We start from the raw sequence: 17,175 nt of genomic DNA on the forward strand, positions 1-17,175 counted from the left end.
TAAAGGGTTATAGCCGCGGGAGTTCGCTTAACTGGTTATCGGCCCGATGGCTCGTAGAACGATAGCCGGTTCTGGAGCCGGATAACCTGCTGCTGTAAATCTTCCAGGCGTTCCAGCAGATCATTTACAACATCCAGATCGTCGGCATGAATGGCCAGGTCCTGATGCAGCCGAACCAGTTTTTCCAGCCGGGCTACCTGCTCCGGATGAACATAAGCCGACTGCTCAACGGTAATGGTTTCGACCAGGCCCCGCTGCTCCAGCGTTTGAATAAACGCGATTTCGATATGATTATAGACGCAGAATTCGCGAACGGAGATGAGGTGTTCGGGTTGCATACGTTTGGGCGGTTAGAGAGTAGCCAATTTCCGGAACAGTTCTTTTTGCTCGTCGGTCAGGTTGGTCGGTAACTTCACCTGCCACTCGACGTAAAGGTCGCCAAACGAGCCTTCTTCTTTGTAAACGGGAAAGCCCTTGCCTTTCAGCCTGATTTTAGCCCCATTCTGGGTTCCGGGGGAGACAGTTACCTTTACTTTTCCGTCTAGCGTTTCAATAACTTTTTCTCCACCCAGCACGGCCGTATACAGATCGATCTCTTCGGTGACGTATAAATCGTTGCCTTTACGGTTGTAGCGGCTGTCGTCGGCAATAACGAAGGTAATGTAAAGGTCGCCGTTGGGGCCGCCGTTAACGCCCGGCGCGCCATAGCCGTTCAGCTTGATTTTCTGTCCGTTTTCAACGCCCGCCCGAATAGTGATGCTGATGGTTTTGCCGTCTATTGTCAGCGTCTGTTTGTGGGTTCGATAGGCATCCCGCAGACTCAGCTGCAGTTCGGCCTGGTAGTCCTGCCCCCGAAATTTTGTTTCCCGCCGACCCCGGCCCGCCCCGGCCTCCTGCCCAAACATCGACGAGAAAAAATCCGAGAAATTAGCCCCGCCGAAACCTTCCGAAAAGTCAAAGTCCTCTGTGTTGGTTTGGCTATACGTCCGGCGTTGCTGTTGTTGCTGCCTGGTCTGTTCGAACTGATCGGCGTATTGCCAGTCTTTACCGTATTGGTCGTATTTTTTCCGTTTTTCCGGATCGCTCAGCACTTCGTTGGCTTCGTTAATCTGCTGAAATCGTTTGTGCGCTTCCGCATCGTTCGGATTCAGGTCTGGGTGATGCTTTCGGGCCAGCTTGCGATACGCCTTTTTAATATCTTCCTCTGACGCATCTTTCGGTAAGCCCAGAACGCTGTAGTAGTCAATGAAGTCCATACCAGTCAAAGCGTTTTCTACCCGAGTTACAACTAAGCTTTTCCAATACTATATGAGCTAAAGTTCAACAGCCGACCACCGGAAAAGTAGTCGGCTGTGGGGGCAACCTGATTATCAAAATGCCTTACTCCTCTTTTTTCGGCGTTGCCTCGCGGTTCGGCTCAGGGGTGCCGTACTCGCCATGGTACGGCGTGCCGGTTGTGACCTGACCGCCACTGGTCCATAAGCCCCCGCCCTGCTCGCCGTTATTTTTGGTGTTTTCTCCGCTGGGTCCGTCTTCCGGTACGTTACGGTCTGCGGTCTGTTCTGGCTTGTAGTTATCAGCATGGCTTTCGTCGGCGGGCTGATCGGACCCACTCGCGGACGTATCCGCCTGGTCTGGAGCGTATTGTCTGACTGGCTTGTTCATGATTGCTGTGTTTAGGGGAAACTCCGGAGCAGGCCCTACCGAACTGCTCCTTTGTATGGCCAACCGGCTCTCTGCTATATTGTTTTATGAAATTATCCGAAGGTCAGGCTGGCTTTGCACCTGATACCGCGAATCATCGGTTTGTGGCAACCTTTTCGTACTTTGGCCCCGTATCAAGCCATAACCCCATGAAACGTTTCTCACTACCATTCCTGCTGTTTGCTGCGCTCACGGTCCTCAGCAGCTATCGTCCGGCTACAACTATTAATCAGATGGTTGCCGACTGGCAGCGCGCCAGGGAGTTCACTAAAGAGTACCTGGATGCCATGCCCGAAGATGGCGTCAATTACAAACCTAATCCCGAGATCCGCAGCTTTGCCGAGCAGATGCTACACCTGGCCAGTGCGAACTTTTTCTTTGTCTCGACAGCCACGGGAAAAGCCAATCCCTACGCCGGGAAGAGCCTGGAAAAAATGGACGACATGAAAACCAAAGCCAGCCTGACTAAAGCCGTAATGGAAAGCTATGACTTTGCCATTGACGGTCTGAAAGGAATGAATGACGCCCAGATGGGCGAGAAAGTGAAATTCGGCAACAACGAGCTTTCCCGCGAGCTGGCTTTTGCCAAGGCTTTTGAACACCAGACTCACCACCGCGGACAAACTACGCTGTATCTGCGGATGAAGGGCATTAAACCCCCGAATGAAAAACTGTTTTGAGGTGTAATCAACTAGCGAGCCGGTATATTATCGGCTCGTTTTACTTATTTATCTGCCCCGGCGCTTACCCGTAGTTTCGACTAAAGCCTGCTAACTCCTCGCTCGATGAAAACCATCTGTTTCCATTATTCCATTGCCCTGCTTGTCGTTCTTTTCCTGTCAGCTAGCTGCATCAGCTATGCCCAGACCAGCCCCAAAACCGGCACCCTCGCCGACATGAGTTTTCTGGAAGGTCACTGGAAAGGAACCTTTAACGGCGGGCCTATTGAAGCAATGTGGATGGCCCCTGCCGGAGACAATTTTGCCGGGTTCATCCGGATGATGAAAGACAACCGGATCACGATGTATGAAATCCTGGTGTATGAGCAGACCGAGCGGGGCCCTGTATCGCTCGTAAAGCACTTTAAACCGGGGCTGATCGGTCAGGAAGAGAAAGAGAAGTCGGACCGTTACCAGTTTCTGGAAGGTAGCAAAGACCGCGCGCTGCTGGAGAAAGAAGACGGCTCCATCCGCATCATCTACGAAAAGCGCGGCCCCGATCAACTGGTTATTCAGCGCGGGCAGTCTAAAGATGGCAAGTGGGTATTCAACGACCTGTTTGTGTTTAACCGCGTCCGGTAAATCATCCAGGATGTATAGCGGTCGGGTAGTTTCCTGCACGGGCTACCGGATTTGCCCGGCCTTTTGCATGAGTTCGATTACCCGTTCGACCGGCAGGGCTTTAACTTCGTGCCCCTCATCGCCCGTAACCGTCCGGGCAGCAAACAGCGAATTGATAATTGCCTCTTCGGTGGCTTCAATGGCGGCCATAAACAGGGGCGAAACGGCGTCATTTCGCAGTAGTTTCATGTCGTCGAACGCGCTGGCCGTTTCGTGCGGAATCCGATACCCCGTCGATACGGCAATAACGTAATCACCGCTGCCGTTGGAAGCAATGCCACCCGTGCGGGCCAGGCCCATGAACGCCCGTTTTGCCAGCCGTTTCAGGTTACGGGCATCCAGGGGCGCATCGGTCAGCACAACCATCATGCACGAGCCATCCAGCTTTTCTTTGAACGAATACATGCCGAGTTCTACGCCAATCGGCACACCCGCGATCTGCAATACACCCCCGAAGTTGGTCTGAACCAGTACGCCAACTGTGTAGCCGCCCAGCGAAGTAGGCAGCTTACGCGACGACGTTCCGATACCGCCCTTGTAGCCAAAACAAACAGTGCCCGTACCCGCACCGACATTTCCTTCCTCAACCGGACCGGTTTTTGCCTTCCGGATTGCCTCCAGTACATGCTGGCGGGTCAGGTGCCGCCCGCGAATATCATTCAGAAACCCATCGTTGGTTTCGCCCACAATCGGGTTCAGGGACCGCACCTGTTCGTTACCGGGTTGTGCGAGCGTGTAGTCAATCACTGCATCAGCCGCGGTTGGAACGCTCAGGGTATTCGTCAGCACGATAGGGGCTTCGATTGTGCCGAGTTCTTCGACCTGACTATACCCGGTCAGTTTGCCGAAACCGTTGCCAATGTAAATAGCGGCCGGAACCTTCTGCTGGAACAGATTCCCTTCACGCGGCAGGATGGCCGTAACGCCCGTGCGGATGCGCTGGCCCTGCTGAAGCGTAACCTGTCCCACCCGAACACCCGGCACATCGGTGATAGCGTTTAGTGAGCCGGTCGGCATTACACCGAACCGAATACCATATTCACGGGGCCGTTTGATGGGTTGAGCAAACAATGCGGGCATTAACAGAATAAGGAGTACGTACAGCAGAAAAGCAGTTTTCATGCCTAAAAATAAGCGCTGTGGGCGTAGAAACAAGTGGCTTAAGTGTTGCGGTAGGGTTATCTCCTCTGCCTTCAATAACTGATCCTATAGTGAGCTTTTGTGCCAGCCGATTTAGAAAAACTTGGAGGTTGTTCTAAAACATTTACTTTGCGCCCCACTACCAGAACACTACACATATGCCATCAGATCTTCAACGGCCTTTTTATCACCGGCTCTCCCATACGTTATTATCGCTGGGCATTCTGGCCGTCGCCATATATTTAGGTCAGGATATCCTGGTACCACTCGCAATGGCCGGTCTGCTGGCAGTACTGCTGCGGCCGGTTGAGAACAAGCTGGTCAGCTGGGGCGTGCACAAGATCATGGCTATTAGTCTGGCTATATTGCTGGCTATCATTGTCCTGTCGGGCGTCGCCATATTCCTGTCAACGCAATTGTCTGAATTTACCGACGACATCCCCAAGCTGAAACGAAATATCCACGATGCCTACAATGATGTACGCCGTTGGGTCAAGCAGCAGTACAATGTCAGCTACCGTCAGCAGGAACAGTACGTTAAGAAAGCTCAGGCCGAAACCCTGGACAGCCTGCAGGGAACCGAAACGCTGGGCATGATTACCGGGCCGCTAACTACGTTGTTCCTGCTGCCGATCTATACCTTTCTATTATTGTATTACCGTACCATGCTCTTACACTTCGTTATCGTACTCTTCGCCGAAGAGCATGGCAAACGGGTATGGGAAGTGTTAAGTGAGATTAAAGGCGTTATTCAAAGTTACGTCGTTGGCCTGCTGACCGAAACGGCCTGCGTAGCTGCACTTAACGCCATAGGTTTGCTGGCACTGGGCATTGAATACGCTGTGCTGCTGAGTGTTATTGCCGCTATCCTGAATCTGATACCTTACATCGGCGGTTTGGTTGCAACAGCCCTGACTGTTATCATTGCCACAGTTAACAACCCGGAGGCTTCCTCGATAATAGGTGTATTCGTTGTCTTTATCATCGTTCAGTTTATTGATAATAACGTTCTGGTTCCGCTCATTGTGGCCTCTAAAGTGCGTATCAACGCGCTGGTATCCATTGTAGGCGTACTGGTTGGGGGAGCGCTGGCGGGTGTGTCGGGCATGTTTCTCTCCATTCCGGCCATCGCAATGATGAAAGTTATCTTCGATCGGGTTGAAGGAATGCAGGCCTGGGGTGTTTTCCTGGGCGATCAAACCCCCGAACAACCCGGCAATCGGCTATTCAGACTGTCCCGGCGATTGAGGACCCGGGGTCAGCAAACGTAATTCTGCCTCGTGTTTGCTTATGAACTATACAATCCCGGCCCAGACCCGTATTGGCCATGTCCACCTCAAAGTAGCCGATCTTGACCGCGCCCTGGCCTTTTATTGCGATCTGCTCGGCTTTTCGCTTATCACGACCTATGGCAAAGAAGCCGCTTTTATTTCGGCGGGTGGATATCATCACCATATCGGTCTCAACACCTGGTACAGTAAAGATGCCTCCCCGGCGCCGGTGCGTTCAGTGGGTCTGTTTCATACAGCCATCCTGTATCCTACGCGCCGGGATTTAGCCATAGCTTTTCAGCGGCTGATCGACGCGAAGTACCCGATTACGGGCGCGTCGGATCATGGGGTATCGGAAGCCTTGTATTTAAACGACCCCGACCGTAACGGCGTCGAACTGTACTGGGATCGCCCGAAAGAGCAGTGGCCGCACAAAGCCGATGGCTCCCTGGAGATGTACACGCATCCACTCGATCTGCAGAGCCTGCTGGGCGAATTATGAGTGGTCGATCAGCGTAAGACTAGCAAGCAACAGACTTCATCGGCTTTGCTTTTCACCAAACTAAGCGGTACCAAAAAGATTTTAGCCACCATAACATTTTATCGAACAGGCTGTTACGACGAGACAATCCGGTTTCTCAACGTTTAATCATGAATCGATTCATTCTGCCCGTCTGCCTCGGGCTGAGCCTGGCTATAGGCTGCCAGACAAAAGACACGAACAATATGACCGATACCGGTAATCTCGACAGCGCCCAGCAGACGGTTGAAACCGTGGGCGATCCGAAGTTGCTGTATACCCTTCCCGATAAATACAATACCCCCGATGGTATGGCCCTGGCACCAGATGGAACCGTGTATTTATCCGTACCTAATCTGGCCGACAATTCTTACCCCGGCATTCTGGTGAAATGTCCTACGTTGATCTGCCCCAGTAAACGCCTGAACAGCAAAACGTCAGCGGGTGCCGGAGTCATATTCCGGCACCCGCTGACGTTACAAACAATAAGCTGGATTATAAGGGCTTCAGCTCCAGTTTGCGCCAGCGCACTTTAATGCCGCCACCATCGTGGATCTGCAACGCAACGGAACCATTCGCCTGACCAATTTTTTCATCGTGCATGTCCACCATCGGTTTGCCGTTGAGAAACGTCTGGACATGATCACCCATTACGCGGATCCGGAGCGTGTTCCACTCGCCGGGCTTGAGGATAGTTTCTTTTTCGTCCGGAATCTGCACTAACCAGCCCCGACCGTAGGACTCGTAGATACCGCCCGTATCGTGGTTTGGCGGAGCAACTTCAACCTGCCAGCCGCTTATTTTGGTGCCTTCGATGGATGACCGGAAAAATACGCCACTGTTGCCATTGGCCTCCTGCTTGAACTGCAGCGACAGGTCGAAGTTTTTATACTGTTCTTCGGTAGCCAGGTAACCATACTGTTTGTCGGGGCCGCTCTCGCAAACGAGTTCGCCGTTATCAACATACCATTTTTCAGTACCATAAACTTTCCAGCCGGTCAGATCTTTGCCATTGAACAGACGGATTGTTTTAGTCGGGGCCGTGAAGGCCAGGGCGGCCAGCAACAGCACAACGGCGAAGCTATACTTCATGGGTTAACAATTAAGGTTATAAACAATTAAACACTCGGACAATATCAGATCAAATATCAGCATTCCCGCTTCATTTTCGCCGTATTCGGACTAAAAATCCGCCACCAGGAGCCAGATGCAGACGTAATGAATCCGTTCGGGCAATGGTTTGCTGCATAAACTGATAGTCTACCGGATTCCGGTCGGCGTTCGGGCCATCCAGACAGCCAATCACTTCATACGGGCCATTAGCCAGAAAACCGAGCGGCAAGACCAGATCGCGGGCCGACCAGTTCGTCAGGCCGCCAAGCGTCCAGCCGTTACCGGTTTGGCGAGCCGTGACGATATACTCCCCAAGCTGCGCATCCAGAATCCGGGTTTCGTCATAGGTTGTCGGCAGACTGCCTAGAAAATCCATGAAACGCGGTTCGAGCATGGCCTGCGACGGATTCCCCGAAAAAATTGGAATGGGGCTATCATACACCACAAACATTGCCAGCTGGTGGCAGCGCGTTCCCTGCGACATCACCTGCCCGGCAATGGGGCGAAACTGTTCTTTGGTTGCGTTGTTGAGCAAACCAGGTTCGTAATCCATCGGGCCGGATACCATCCGGATAAACGGCAACAGCACATCATGATCCGGCGTGGCCTTCCGGCTCCAGATGTTATACTCCGATCCCAGAACGCCTTCACGCGTAATGGCATGGGGGTAGGTACGCTCAAAACCCGCCGGCTTGTAAGCCCCGTGAAACATAATCATGATTTTTGCCTTTGCGCAGGCGTCGGCCACGCGGGTATAAAAATTGACCATCTTCTGATCATCGCGATCCATGAAATCGGTCATGATGAAGTCAACACCCCATGCCTGAAACTGATTCAGGGCTGGTTCGAGTTGCCGATCGAGCGTTGCTGCCAACGTCCACATGCTTAACCGCACCCCCTGCGAGCGGGCGTAAGCCACTAGTTCGGGCATATCCAGCCCCGGCGTAATCTTAAACAGGTCCTGATAATCAGACCAGCCAGCATCCAGCAGAATCCGGTCGAAGCCGAACCGTTTTGCGAAGTCCACGTAATATTTATACGTTGCCGTGTTGATACCCGCCCGAAACGGCACGTTGAACAGATTGATGTTGGTGATCCACTCGTCGGTACATTTCCCCGGCCGAATCCACGACACATCGGTCAGGCGGCTAGGCGTAGCCAGGCGATACACCAGGTCGGACGCGGGCAAGTCCCGATCCTGGCCAATTACCAGCACTCGCCATGGAAACGTCCGACGTCCGGTTGTTCGGGCAATAAAATCGGCCCGACGCGTTACCACCGCCTGTGGAAATTCGCCCCCGGTGGTCATTCGTTCGGCGAGTGGATAGGGCGCGAACACGCCTTTGAGCGATATGCCAGCCCGCGCCAGAAACATACCGGGATAATCCAGCAGATCGGACTCGGTCAGCACTACTCTTGGTCCCGACGCAGACGTAACCAGTACCGGTGAGAAGCACAGCGTCGTATCAGAAATCTCATTCAACGGCCGTATCTGATACGGCTCCTCAAACGACGTATGGAACCGATCGGCATCCGTTCGGGGCTGAACGGCGGGATAATAAACCGTTGGGTTATTGGCAAACACAAACCGGGCCGTTTCGTCGCGCACCGTGATCGAATCGGGCAGCGTGGTTCGAAAGCGATAAGCAACGCCGTCGTTATAGGCTCGAAACTCCAGCGTGTAGTTTCCGTTAAACTCCAGGCTTAACTCCACGTAATGGTCGTGAACAACCCGGCGCTTGGTCGCTACGGGTGCCAGAATTGAATCCCGTACCGTCCGGACGTGGCTGCGCTGCACCTTTGCAGTCAGGCCCAGTACCTGCCCGTTTCCTAGCGTCATGGCCATAGGGGATGGCTGCATCAGCGGCTGCCCGGCATACCTCACCGCCAGCCGGATACTATCGGCTACCGACACCAGCAGCGTAATCCGGCCATCCGGCGACTGAACTTCACGTTCGAACAGACGCGTTTGCCCAAAGGCCGCTTCCGCGAGCAGCAAAACAACGAACACAGCGCGCATCGCGAAACGAATTGGTAGCAGAGTTTATCGATTCCCCATAATAACACAGACCGGTGCGGGGACTTTTATGGACTGGCCGGTATACGTCAGCTTGCCTGACTTCTGATCGCGTTTGAAGATAGTAATGTTATCCGAGTCCTGATTGGCCACAAAGACGAACTCGCCTTTTGGATCGATCAAAAAATTACGGGGCGTTTTACCCTCCGTTGGCTGGTCGCCAATTTTCGTCAGCCGGCCGTCGTTACCAATGGCAAAAATCGCCAGCGCATTGTAACCCCGATTGGACTGATACAGAAACTTACCGCTTGGATCAACGTGAATGTCGGCGCTGGTATTCTGGCCCGTAAAATCATCGGGCAGGGTTTTCACGCCGTCCTGAATCAAGGTTAATGCGCCGGTTTTGGGATCACGACTGAAAACCGCAACCGACGAAGCCATTTCTTCAACCAGGTAGGCATACTTGCCGTTCGGATGAAACGTAGAATGACGCGGCCCCGAACCCGGCTTAACCGTTACGTAAGGCGTTGAGGCTGGCTTAACCGTGCTGGCTTTTGCGTCTATTTCAAGAATGTGCAGCTTATCGGTTCCCAGATCGGACACGTACACGAAACGGTTATCGGGAGCCAGCGTAGCGCAATGAACGTGGGCTTTCTCCTGCCGTTTCTGGTTTGGGCCGCTACCTACGTTCTGAACGCTATCCGTAGCCGCGCCCAGTTGCCCATCTAGGCCAATAGGCAGAACGGCCAGACTCCCTCCGCTATAGTTCGACACAAAGGCCGTTTTGCCGGTCTGGTCAATACTGATATGACAGGGAGCTCCGCCCAGGGATGACTGGCTGTTCAGAAAGGTAAGTTTTCCGGTTGCCCGATCAATCGCATACGCACTTACGCCCCCGAGCGACGCTGTCGGGTCGGCAGCCTCATTGACTGCATACAAAAACTTGCCCGACGGATGCACTGCCAGAAACGACGGGCTTTTCGCATTTGCCACCGTCTGTATCTGGTGCATTGTGCCAGCTTTCCGATCAAACTCAAATACGTAGATACCTTCGCTTCCCCGGACGGAGTACGTACCAACGTACATAATATCATTGCCCGATTGAGCAGCGGCAGCAGCTCCGATTAAAATCATGGCTAGGCAGACGAGTATTTTGTTCATGCGAGTAAACTATATTCTGATTAATAAGGCTAAACTTAACGGAAACTACCGCTTGTTTTTACTGGCTCACTGAGGAAAAGGCCTTCCGGTATAACTAAAAAAGCGTATTTCTTCTTAGTCAAGTATCAGGGTTCATAGCACATTCACACACTGGAAACGGTCTATTAATTCCTCTTATTTAGTAAAGTTTTGCCCGGGCGATAAGGAAAAATTGCAATGAGATTTGCTTTACCTGGAATAGTCTGTTAAAACAGTTAGCCAGAATCAATTAACTTTGTGAAACGATTGGCTACGTTAACGGCTCCATATCGTTGAATCTTACTTTTCGTTACCCGTTAACAATTTCCTTATCTGTATCTGTATGAAACGAGTATTGATTGCTTTTGCAGCTGTAGCGATGCTGTCCTCTTGTGGTAGTAAGAAGCGTCTGGCCGAAATCAAATCCCTTCAGGAAGCGCGCGACAAAGCCGTGGCTTCTCTGAATGATTGCGACCAGCGTACGGCCGACCTGCGTTCGCAGTTGTCAGCAAAAGACAACGATCTGCAAGGTAAAGACAAACAAGTAGGCGATCTGCAGGCGCAAGTTGATTATCTGAAGAAAACGAACACGAACCTGCTCGACCGGATGTCCGACCTGTCGATCGTGAGCAAATCGGGCGCAGAGAGCATCAAGAAATCGCTCGAGACGCTGAACGAGCAAACCAAATACACGAATAATCTGAATGCGTCGATCCAGCGTAAAGATTCGCTGAACCTGGCTCTGGTCATGAGCCTGAAGCGCTCGCTCGACGACATTAACGATCAGGATGTGCAGGTCGAAGTGAAGAAAGGCGTTGTTTACGTCTCTATTTCTGACAAACTGCTGTTCAAATCGGGTAGCTACGACATTACGCCCCGCGCCGAAACCGTACTGGGTAAAGTGGCCAAGGTTGTCAACGACCACAAAGAGCTGGATATTCTCGTCGAAGGGCATACCGACATTGTCCCCATTTCAACACCGGCGATTAAGGACAACTGGGACCTGAGCGCCCTGCGTGCTACATCGGTTGTTCGGACGCTGCAAACCAAATTTGGTGTTCAGCCCGAGCGCATGACCGCTGGTGGCCGGTCGGAGTTTATCCCGAAGGATGACAACACAACCGCTTCCGGTCGTCAGCAAAACCGCCGGACGGAAATCATCATTACGCCGAAACTCGATCAGTTCTTTAACCTGCTGTCGAGCGGACAAGCCGGTGGTAGCCGCTAATACACGCTTAATCAACAAAAAGCTCCAGAACCTGAATTCTGGAGCTTTTTTAGTTTTAGAGCCTTAACGAATACGAATGTCGAAGCTGGCTTCAAAAACGGTTCCCGGTTCCAGTTGCTGAATGGCTTCTTTTTCCTGAATGGGTCGTGGCTGCCCTTCGCTATCAGCACAACCTAACCACGGCTCAATGCAGACAAACGGCGCACCGGGTTTAGCCCAAATGCCCAGATACGGAAACGCCGGATACTCGACCGTTACGGCATGATCGTGTTTATCGCTGCGAATAGCTACGCGCCGGGATTCTAGGTTTTTGAATACCAGCGCGTCCTGATCGAACAGATGTTTGGTTAACGGAAGCCGGTCACCCTGAGTCGCTACCGGCCGGGTTTCTCCGGTGAAGTAACCCGCTGCGGACAGCATGTGCGTTTCCAGCGGCTCTTCTTTTTCGAATTCGATAACGTAATCTTCATACGCATCGGTTTCTCGAAACGGTACGGCAAATGCCGGGTGAGCCCCAACGGAAAAGAAAATGGTTTGCTTATCTTCGTTGACCACCCGATACCGAACGGTCAGCGTTGATTCGTTGAGTTCATAGATGATCTGAAACGTAAAATCATACGGGTAAGCCGGGCGGGTCGCTTCCGTCGCAATTAGTGAAAACACCGCATGGCTGGCCGTCGATTCGGTTAGGTCAAACGTTGAATGGCGAGCGAAGCCGTGACGCTCCATCGGATACGTTTTGCCGTTGATCAGCAGCTGGTTATTCAGGCAGCCGCCCACCACAGGGAACAGATTCGGCGCATGCCAGGGCCATACGGCTGGGTCGGCCTGCCAAAGATGTTCGATACCACTGGGCTTATGAAACAGGGAGGTCAGCTCAGCGCCTTTCGGGCGAATGGAAACGCGCAGATACTCGTTTTCTAAAGTTGTCATGCGCTAAAAATAACAAAAGCCACCCAATGTTGAGTGGCTTTTGCAAGTTTGCCGACCAACGGGAACGTGGCCGATAAGGTTGGTTAGAACCGGAAGTGCGAGAACGCCTTGTTGGCTTCGGCCATGCGGTGCGTATCGTCCTTCTTTTTCACAGCCGCGCCTTCCCCTTTCGAGGCTGCGACGATTTCGGCTGCGAGCCGGTCTACCATTGTTTTCTCACCCCGCGAACGAGCGTACCGGATAAGCCATTTCATGCCTACCGCGACCTTCCGGTCAGCCCGTACTTCAGTTGGCACCTGGAAGGTAGCTCCACCGACGCGACGGCTTTTTACTTCAACCGACGGCATGACGTTGTTCAACGCCTTTTTCCACGTATCCAGACCGCTTTCGTTAGTGCGTTTTGCAACCACGTCGAGCGCGTCGTAGAAGATGGAGTACGCCAGGCTTTTCTTGCCTTCGTACATCAGGTTGTTTACAAATTTGGTTACGAGGACCTCCTTATATTTCGGGTCGGGCAACACGTAACGCTTGGGCGGTTTCGCCTTTCTCATGATTGCTTCAGATTTTTGGTCTTACTCTGAGCGTAGTTTTTCAACGCCCAGTCTGATTAATTACTTCTTTTTACCTTTTGCAGGTGCACCTTTGCCAGCCGGAGCCTGACCTGGTTTCGGACGTTTTGCACCGTATTTCGAACGGCTTTGCAGACGACCATTTACACCAGCGGTATCCAGCGCACCACGTACGATGTGGTAACGTACACCTGGCAGGTCTTTCACCCGGCCACCCCGAATCAGGACGATTGAGTGTTCCTGCAGGTTGTGACCTTCGCCTGGGATATAGGCGTTAACTTCCCGACCATTCGTCAGACGAACACGGGCAACTTTACGAAGAGCCGAGTTAGGCTTCTTCGGCGTCGTGGTGTACACCCGCGTGCACACGCCCCGACGTTGTGGGCAGGCGTCAAGAGCCGGCGATTTCGACTTGAATTCAAGCTTCTCGCGGCCTTTACGCACTAATTGTTGTATAGTAGGCATTAATTAATGTGTTTACAGAAAACAGTCTTCCCGATTTTTGAGGTGCAAAGATAAGGAAAAGGGCTTGAATGCCAATCAATAAACCGAAAGTTTTTGCTTATATACACGCGTTCCCGGCTTGATCAGGTCAGGCCTGTCCTACCGGTCCGCCGAAGCCGCCGGCCGGAAAGCGAAACGAGTCATTCGGCTCATTAATACCCCCATGCGCTTCTTCAAACCGGCTGATGTTCTCACGTAAAGCTTCCAGCAGCCGTTTGGCATGTTCAGGAGTCAGAATGATGCGGGCTTTTACCTTGGCTTTTGGAACACCTGGCATTAGCCGGATGAAATCCAGGATAAATTCGCTGTTCGAATGGGCAATCATGGCTAAGTTTGCGTAGACGCCCTCCGCGATTTCTTCGCTCAGTTCGACGTCAATAGAGCCATCGGGGTTTTGTTGAGGATTCATAGCAGGTCTATTTTTGCCAAAAATAAGGATAAAATAGCGGCCCGCCTGTTCGTTGTCTACGTAGGTTACTATTCCAGGGGCTTAAACAGGAAGGTTTCAATCTTGCCCTGTTTGTCCTGACTGATATAAAAATCGAGCGGAGCCAGAGCAAACGTAGCTTTATAGCGTGCAATGCCATCTTTTACGCTCCTGGATTCCATCGAAACCCATTTGCCTAACTGCCCCGCAATCTGGCTCATGACCTCCCTTAATTTCTCGGGCGAAATCTGTTGTTTAAAAGCTGGTCCCATCAGCGCATAGAGTGAATCGGGCTGGTTGTTGTTCAGAAACTGCTGCGATAGTCTGGCCAGCGAGTCCAGTTTGGTTGCTTCGGGCGAAGCTGCAGGGGTCTGCGCCGAAACGGCAAACGACACAAGACCGAAGCAAATGAGGAAGGCAAGACGTTTCATGGAAAGGGAAGTAGTTTTAGTCTGCACAAAGGTAGGCAGGACGTAGGTGTTTCTCGTTGAATTGGTAGGGGCTGACGCTGCTTACGTTCAGTGGCGGTAAGACCGGATGAACGGCAGAACTGAAAGTTCTGGGCATAAGGCTCTTTATCATCTATTCGTATCACAGTATCAAAATCATCTACTATTATATTTTGAAATTATGTATATTTACAGAAGATTATCTCAACTCCTACCGTGTTTTTGAATGAATGTACAACCTGATCTGATTGCAGGTATTTACAATTACTGCGATACCTGGTGTGAACGCTGTTTATTTACTGCCCGTTGCCGTAGTTTCCAGATTCAATCGGAGACTGGCCTCGCCAAAACGATGGATGCGGGAGGAAATCTGGTGCAACAACTGACCGATGCTCTGACCCTGACTAAGCAGTACATTGATAATCTGACCCGCGCCCAGGGTAACGATGTTCTGAATGCCCCTACCGAAGAGCAAACCCAGACGCTGGAGCAGAAAGCCGTTCAGCGTGAAGACACCGCAGCGCGGCCTATTCGGCAACACTCTGCCACTATGCTGGCCAATGACTACCTGCGGCAGACGGGTATCTGGATGAAGGAAGAAAAGGATTTTCTGGAACAGGCCGGTCAGCAGCAACTGCACGAAGTGGAACTGGGATTACGGACTCAGGAAGAAGCAATGCCGACGCTGCACGCACTGAAAGACGCCTGGGAGATGATCCGGTGGTATCGCACGCTGATTCCGGTCAAAACGCAATCGGCGCTCCGTGCTCTGGCCGAACCCACCGAAAATATGCGTCTGGTCAATTACCATCTTGGCAAAGCCAAATTGGTGCTGGTAAGCATTGATCGGTCGCTGTTAGCCTGGCAAACGGTGATGCAGCACTATCCTGAAAAAACCGACGCCCTATTGGATCTACTATCTCTATTGAGCCGACTACGCCGGGAGTTGGAAACGGTGTTTCCCGATGCCCGTGCCTTCCAGCGACCGGGACTGGACTAAGCAAACGTAATCGGGGCAATTCACTAATCGCGGTGAATTTCCCCGATTACATTATTTTTTAACGATCACAAACTCTACCCGCCGGTTTTGCTGACGGCCTTCATCCGTGTCGTTAGTAGAGACCGGCTTGGTCTCGCCAAAGCCTTTGCTGGCAATACGGTCGGGCTCAATTCCTTTACTGATAAAGTATTCACGAACGGCATCGGCACGGTCCTGCGAGAGCTTGGCATTGATTTCGTTGGAACCCGTGTTGTCTGTGTGGCCGCGCACTTCAATTACCATCTTAGGCGCTTCGTTCAGCGTCGTTACCAGACGGTCGAGTTCAGGGCCGGACTCCGGACGAAGTTCTGATTTACCCGTATCGAAGAAGATATTGTTCAACCGGATTGACCGCCCAACTTCAATCGGCACCAGCTTCAACTCCTTGCCTTTAATTTCCTGATACCCTTTGGTCTGAGTTAAATCTACATTATCACCTTCCGCAATGAAGTCTTTCGCGATAGCGCGCATGGAATACTTCTGACCGTAGGGCAACACAATCTTATACTCACCCGTAATAGGGTCGGACGTGGCCTCACCCGCTTCAGTGCCGTCGGGCAGGGTCTGGTAAATAATGCGGGCTTCGACCGGCTTGCCCGTCGTCTGGTCAATGACCTTTCCGCTGATGAGCGCTACCGGGTCGGGCCGAAGGCTGGGCGTGCTGGCTACGTCCTCGCTCCCACCCACTTTGCCCGGCTGGTCGGCTGGCCGATCATCAGTGAGTTTAACCCGGACAATGTCGCCCTTGCCAAGCGTATTCTTGAACGTAGTCAGGTAAGCATACTCGCCCGAAGCCGAGAGCGAGTAGTAAGCGTCATAGCCATCGGTGTTTACGTTCGGGCCAAGGTTGACGGGCTTCGACCAGTGCTTCCAGGTTTTATCAACGCGCTTGCAGACATAAATATCGTTGCTGCCCAGGCCGCCCTCGCGATTGCTCGAAAAGTAAAGCGTTGCCCCATCGGGTGCCAGAAACGGCGTTGTTTCGGTGAACTTGGTATTTACCTCCGGGCCCAAGTCCATGGGCTTTGACCAGGAACCGTCTTTCTGCCGAAAACTAACGTAAATGTCGTCTTCCTTGCTGTTTTTCTTCTCGCTGAACGCCATCAGCAGCACCTTTCCATCGGCCGATAGAAACCCACAGTCAAACTGGCCTTTGCTCATGTTGACGTAGCCCGGAATGTTCAGTTTCTGCGGGGGCGACCATCCACTGGCCGTCCGCTTGCTGAGCGAAAACCCCCGGGTTTCATAATTACCGTTGGTGTAAGCGCCTTTTATAAGCATCGTTTGCCCATCCGGCGTAATGCTATAAGCGCAGTTATACTCATCCTTGTTCAACGGGAAGCCCATCCGGCGGGCTGGCCCCCACTGTTTGTTGCTCTCATCAAACTCAGAGTACCAGATATCCTGACTGCCTTTGGTGCCGTGGGTATTATTCGGGTGACTGATCCGGGCAAAATAAAGCGTCCGGCCATCAGGCGCAATCATCGGATTAATCTCATTATACTCCGAGTTGACCTGATTGCCGAGATTTTCGACACGGCTTGAATCACGGGAAGACTGGGCGTTCGTAGCCAGCGTAACAAACAGCATCAGGCTGGCAGCAACGACACCGGGGGCGTTCATGGGGTTGTGCAAAAGAAAAGTGGGAGACTTTTAGAAAAGAACGACAGCGAGTAGAGGTTTTGTATGCCAGGCAGACAGGCCCGAATAGCCAACAAGGACATGAGCTGCTCATGTCCTTG

The 17,175-nt window shown here is 52.3% G+C and carries 20 protein-coding genes; 7 read left to right on the plus strand and 13 right to left on the minus strand.

The annotated features are described in order from the left end of the window. Positions 1-35: 35 nt before the first annotated feature. From HNV11_RS21475 to HNV11_RS21485, 3 genes are all read right to left on the minus strand, one after another. On the minus strand, positions 36-338 hold the full coding sequence (locus tag HNV11_RS21475; protein WP_171741621.1) for a chaperone modulator CbpM: 303 nt from the start codon (positions 336-338) through the stop codon (positions 36-38). Positions 339-350: 12 nt separating this feature from the next. Continuing rightward, on the minus strand, positions 351-1,256 hold the full coding sequence (locus HNV11_RS21480) for a DnaJ C-terminal domain-containing protein (RefSeq protein ID WP_171741622.1): 906 nt from the start codon (positions 1,254-1,256) through the stop codon (positions 351-353). A 124-nt stretch (positions 1,257-1,380) separates the two neighbouring features. Then, entirely contained in the window at positions 1,381-1,665 is a 285-nt protein-coding gene (locus HNV11_RS21485) for a hypothetical protein (RefSeq protein ID WP_240163627.1), read from the minus strand. An 86-nt stretch (positions 1,666-1,751) separates the two neighbouring features. On the opposite strand from HNV11_RS21485, the gene HNV11_RS21490 reads away from it, so the two are divergent. Together HNV11_RS21490 and HNV11_RS21495 are read left to right on the plus strand one after the other, a co-directional pair. Continuing rightward, entirely contained in the window at positions 1,752-2,384 is a 633-nt protein-coding gene (locus HNV11_RS21490) for a DinB family protein (RefSeq protein ID WP_317168028.1), read from the plus strand. A gap of 105 nt (positions 2,385-2,489) precedes the next feature. Beyond that, the gene (locus HNV11_RS21495) at positions 2,490-3,005 is read left to right on the plus strand and encodes a DUF6265 family protein (RefSeq protein ID WP_171741623.1); all 516 of its coding nucleotides are present in this window, start codon (positions 2,490-2,492) and stop codon (positions 3,003-3,005) included. 42 nt (positions 3,006-3,047) lie between these two features. Here HNV11_RS21495 and HNV11_RS21500 read toward each other — a convergent pair whose 3' ends face one another. Continuing rightward, positions 3,048-4,166 carry a DmpA family aminopeptidase gene (locus tag HNV11_RS21500; RefSeq protein WP_171741624.1) on the minus strand — a complete coding sequence of 373 codons (1,119 nt, stop codon included), beginning with the start codon at positions 4,164-4,166 and terminating at the stop codon, positions 3,048-3,050. A gap of 176 nt (positions 4,167-4,342) precedes the next feature. Between HNV11_RS21500 and HNV11_RS21505 the strand changes: the two genes are divergently transcribed. The 3 genes from HNV11_RS21505 (at position 4,343) to HNV11_RS24050 (ending at position 6,511) form a co-directional block, all read left to right on the plus strand. Next, positions 4,343-5,455: an AI-2E family transporter gene (locus HNV11_RS21505; RefSeq protein WP_171741625.1), complete on the plus strand. Its 1,113-nt coding sequence runs from the start codon at positions 4,343-4,345 to the stop codon at positions 5,453-5,455. A 19-nt stretch (positions 5,456-5,474) separates the two neighbouring features. After that, positions 5,475-5,957, plus strand: coding sequence for a VOC family protein (locus HNV11_RS21510; RefSeq protein WP_171741626.1), 483 nt, complete (start codon positions 5,475-5,477; stop codon positions 5,955-5,957). A gap of 149 nt (positions 5,958-6,106) precedes the next feature. Further along, positions 6,107-6,511, plus strand: coding sequence for a hypothetical protein (locus tag HNV11_RS24050; protein ID WP_240163629.1), 405 nt, complete (start codon positions 6,107-6,109; stop codon positions 6,509-6,511). Here the strand turns inward: HNV11_RS24050 and HNV11_RS21520 are convergent. The 3 genes from HNV11_RS21520 to HNV11_RS21530 all read right to left on the minus strand — a co-directional run bounded on the left by HNV11_RS21520 (position 6,471) and on the right by HNV11_RS21530 (position 10,239). Further along, complete coding sequence (locus HNV11_RS21520; protein WP_171741627.1) at positions 6,471-7,067, minus strand: 3-keto-disaccharide hydrolase; 597 nt, start codon at positions 7,065-7,067, stop codon at positions 6,471-6,473. The genes HNV11_RS24050 and HNV11_RS21520 overlap by 41 nt on opposite strands. A gap of 70 nt (positions 7,068-7,137) precedes the next feature. Next, complete coding sequence (locus HNV11_RS21525; RefSeq protein ID WP_171741628.1) at positions 7,138-9,108, minus strand: glycoside hydrolase family 97 protein; 1,971 nt, start codon at positions 9,106-9,108, stop codon at positions 7,138-7,140. Positions 9,109-9,132: 24 nt separating this feature from the next. After that, positions 9,133-10,239, minus strand: coding sequence for a lactonase family protein (locus HNV11_RS21530; RefSeq protein ID WP_240163632.1), 1,107 nt, complete (start codon positions 10,237-10,239; stop codon positions 9,133-9,135). A 388-nt stretch (positions 10,240-10,627) separates the two neighbouring features. Between HNV11_RS21530 and HNV11_RS21535 the strand changes: the two genes are divergently transcribed. After that, entirely contained in the window at positions 10,628-11,512 is an 885-nt protein-coding gene (locus HNV11_RS21535; protein WP_171741630.1) for an OmpA/MotB family protein, read from the plus strand. Between the two features lie 63 nt (positions 11,513-11,575). On the opposite strand, the gene HNV11_RS21540 is transcribed toward HNV11_RS21535, so the two are convergent. The 5 genes from HNV11_RS21540 to HNV11_RS21560 form a co-directional block, all read right to left on the minus strand. Further along, a complete protein-coding gene (locus HNV11_RS21540; RefSeq protein ID WP_171741631.1) occupies positions 11,576-12,445 on the minus strand; it encodes an aldose 1-epimerase family protein in 870 nt (289 codons plus the stop codon). 83 nt (positions 12,446-12,528) lie between these two features. Next, a complete protein-coding gene (gene rpsG, locus HNV11_RS21545; protein WP_171741632.1) occupies positions 12,529-12,996 on the minus strand; it encodes a 30S ribosomal protein S7 in 468 nt (155 codons plus the stop codon). 60 nt (positions 12,997-13,056) lie between these two features. After that, entirely contained in the window at positions 13,057-13,479 is a 423-nt protein-coding gene (gene rpsL, locus HNV11_RS21550) for a 30S ribosomal protein S12 (protein WP_171741633.1), read from the minus strand. Positions 13,480-13,606: 127 nt separating this feature from the next. Next, positions 13,607-13,927 carry a DUF3467 domain-containing protein gene (locus tag HNV11_RS21555; RefSeq protein WP_171741634.1) on the minus strand — a complete coding sequence of 107 codons (321 nt, stop codon included), beginning with the start codon at positions 13,925-13,927 and terminating at the stop codon, positions 13,607-13,609. 68 nt (positions 13,928-13,995) lie between these two features. Further along, a complete protein-coding gene (locus tag HNV11_RS21560; protein ID WP_171741635.1) occupies positions 13,996-14,376 on the minus strand; it encodes a DUF3887 domain-containing protein in 381 nt (126 codons plus the stop codon). Between the two features lie 244 nt (positions 14,377-14,620). Here HNV11_RS21560 and HNV11_RS21565 point away from each other — a divergent pair, with 244 nt between their 5' ends. Continuing rightward, the gene (locus HNV11_RS21565) at positions 14,621-15,394 is read left to right on the plus strand and encodes a hypothetical protein (protein ID WP_171741636.1); all 774 of its coding nucleotides are present in this window, start codon (positions 14,621-14,623) and stop codon (positions 15,392-15,394) included. Between the two features lie 51 nt (positions 15,395-15,445). Here HNV11_RS21565 and HNV11_RS21570 read toward each other — a convergent pair whose 3' ends face one another. Further along, positions 15,446-17,056 carry an OmpA family protein gene (locus tag HNV11_RS21570; RefSeq protein ID WP_171741637.1) on the minus strand — a complete coding sequence of 537 codons (1,611 nt, stop codon included), beginning with the start codon at positions 17,054-17,056 and terminating at the stop codon, positions 15,446-15,448. Positions 17,057-17,175: the final 119 nt, after the last annotated feature.

It is taken from the genome of Spirosoma taeanense, assembly GCF_013127955.1.
Taxonomy (GTDB): Bacteria; Bacteroidota; Bacteroidia; order Cytophagales; family Spirosomataceae; genus Spirosoma; species Spirosoma taeanense.

What these genes read in the sequence shown, in the direction of transcription:
- HNV11_RS21535 (WP_171741630.1), top strand. Translation starts at nt 10,628, where the DNA reads ATGAAACGAGTATTGATTGCTTTTGCAGCTGTAGCGATGCTGTCCTCT.
- HNV11_RS21555 (WP_171741634.1), bottom strand. Translation starts at nt 13,927, where the DNA reads ATGAATCCTCAACAAAACCCCGATGGCTCTATTGACGTCGAACTGAGC.
- HNV11_RS21510 (WP_171741626.1), top strand. Translation starts at nt 5,475, where the DNA reads ATGAACTATACAATCCCGGCCCAGACCCGTATTGGCCATGTCCACCTC.
- HNV11_RS21525 (WP_171741628.1), bottom strand. Translation starts at nt 9,108, where the DNA reads ATGCGCGCTGTGTTCGTTGTTTTGCTGCTCGCGGAAGCGGCCTTTGGG.
- HNV11_RS21540 (WP_171741631.1), bottom strand. Translation starts at nt 12,445, where the DNA reads ATGACAACTTTAGAAAACGAGTATCTGCGCGTTTCCATTCGCCCGAAA.
- HNV11_RS24050 (WP_240163629.1), top strand. Translation starts at nt 6,107, where the DNA reads ATGAATCGATTCATTCTGCCCGTCTGCCTCGGGCTGAGCCTGGCTATA.
- HNV11_RS21530 (WP_240163632.1), bottom strand. Translation starts at nt 10,239, where the DNA reads ATGATTTTAATCGGAGCTGCTGCCGCTGCTCAATCGGGCAATGATATT.
- HNV11_RS21475 (WP_171741621.1), bottom strand. Translation starts at nt 338, where the DNA reads ATGCAACCCGAACACCTCATCTCCGTTCGCGAATTCTGCGTCTATAAT.
- HNV11_RS21565 (WP_171741636.1), top strand. Translation starts at nt 14,621, where the DNA reads ATGAATGTACAACCTGATCTGATTGCAGGTATTTACAATTACTGCGAT.
- HNV11_RS21500 (WP_171741624.1), bottom strand. Translation starts at nt 4,166, where the DNA reads ATGAAAACTGCTTTTCTGCTGTACGTACTCCTTATTCTGTTAATGCCC.
- HNV11_RS21480 (WP_171741622.1), bottom strand. Translation starts at nt 1,256, where the DNA reads ATGGACTTCATTGACTACTACAGCGTTCTGGGCTTACCGAAAGATGCG.
- HNV11_RS21505 (WP_171741625.1), top strand. Translation starts at nt 4,343, where the DNA reads ATGCCATCAGATCTTCAACGGCCTTTTTATCACCGGCTCTCCCATACG.
- HNV11_RS21485 (WP_240163627.1), bottom strand. Translation starts at nt 1,665, where the DNA reads ATGAACAAGCCAGTCAGACAATACGCTCCAGACCAGGCGGATACGTCC.
- rpsG (WP_171741632.1), bottom strand. Translation starts at nt 12,996, where the DNA reads ATGAGAAAGGCGAAACCGCCCAAGCGTTACGTGTTGCCCGACCCGAAA.
- rpsL (WP_171741633.1), bottom strand. Translation starts at nt 13,479, where the DNA reads ATGCCTACTATACAACAATTAGTGCGTAAAGGCCGCGAGAAGCTTGAA.
- HNV11_RS21570 (WP_171741637.1), bottom strand. Translation starts at nt 17,056, where the DNA reads ATGAACGCCCCCGGTGTCGTTGCTGCCAGCCTGATGCTGTTTGTTACG.
- HNV11_RS21560 (WP_171741635.1), bottom strand. Translation starts at nt 14,376, where the DNA reads ATGAAACGTCTTGCCTTCCTCATTTGCTTCGGTCTTGTGTCGTTTGCC.
- HNV11_RS21520 (WP_171741627.1), bottom strand. Translation starts at nt 7,067, where the DNA reads ATGAAGTATAGCTTCGCCGTTGTGCTGTTGCTGGCCGCCCTGGCCTTC.
- HNV11_RS21495 (WP_171741623.1), top strand. Translation starts at nt 2,490, where the DNA reads ATGAAAACCATCTGTTTCCATTATTCCATTGCCCTGCTTGTCGTTCTT.
- HNV11_RS21490 (WP_317168028.1), top strand. Translation starts at nt 1,752, where the DNA reads ATGAAATTATCCGAAGGTCAGGCTGGCTTTGCACCTGATACCGCGAAT.